Consider the following 392-nt stretch of genomic DNA (forward strand, 5'->3'; position numbering starts at 1 on the left):
CTCTTGTGGATACTGCCCAGCTTCTGTACCAACCTCTGCATGATCCAGTAGTTCCTCGGCTGCTTCTATTTCACTTTCCAATGCCGTTGTATCAACTGTCTCTGATGGTGCACTTACCGTTACAACAGAGGCTGCCGTTTTATTGCCATCCTCAGTTGTCACTGTAATCACAGCTGTACCTTCTGCAATTGCTGTTACCTTACCGGTGTGATCAACTTCTGCAATTCCATCATCGCTTGATGTCCATGTTACATTTTTATTAGCTGCTTCTGATGGAGTAATCGTCGCTGTTAATTGGAATTCAGCGCCAACGTCTAATTGAAGCGTTTCTCTATCAAGGCTTACTTCCTCGACTTTAACATTCGGATCCACTATTTGTGCAGCCTTAAAGC

General features: G+C 44.4%; 1 protein-coding gene. It reads right to left on the reverse strand.

Annotation, left to right across the window (positions count from 1 at the left end; translation table 11 throughout):
* Positions 1–372: Ig-like domain-containing protein (locus tag M3180_RS22405; protein WP_251671641.1), on the reverse strand; the 372-nt coding region annotated here is incomplete at its 3' end.
* Positions 373–392: the final 20 nt, after the last annotated feature.

Origin of the sequence: Paenibacillus camelliae (assembly GCF_023715345.1) — a bacterium.
In the GTDB taxonomy this organism is placed as follows: Bacteria; Bacillota; Bacilli; order Paenibacillales; family Paenibacillaceae; genus Pristimantibacillus; species Pristimantibacillus camelliae.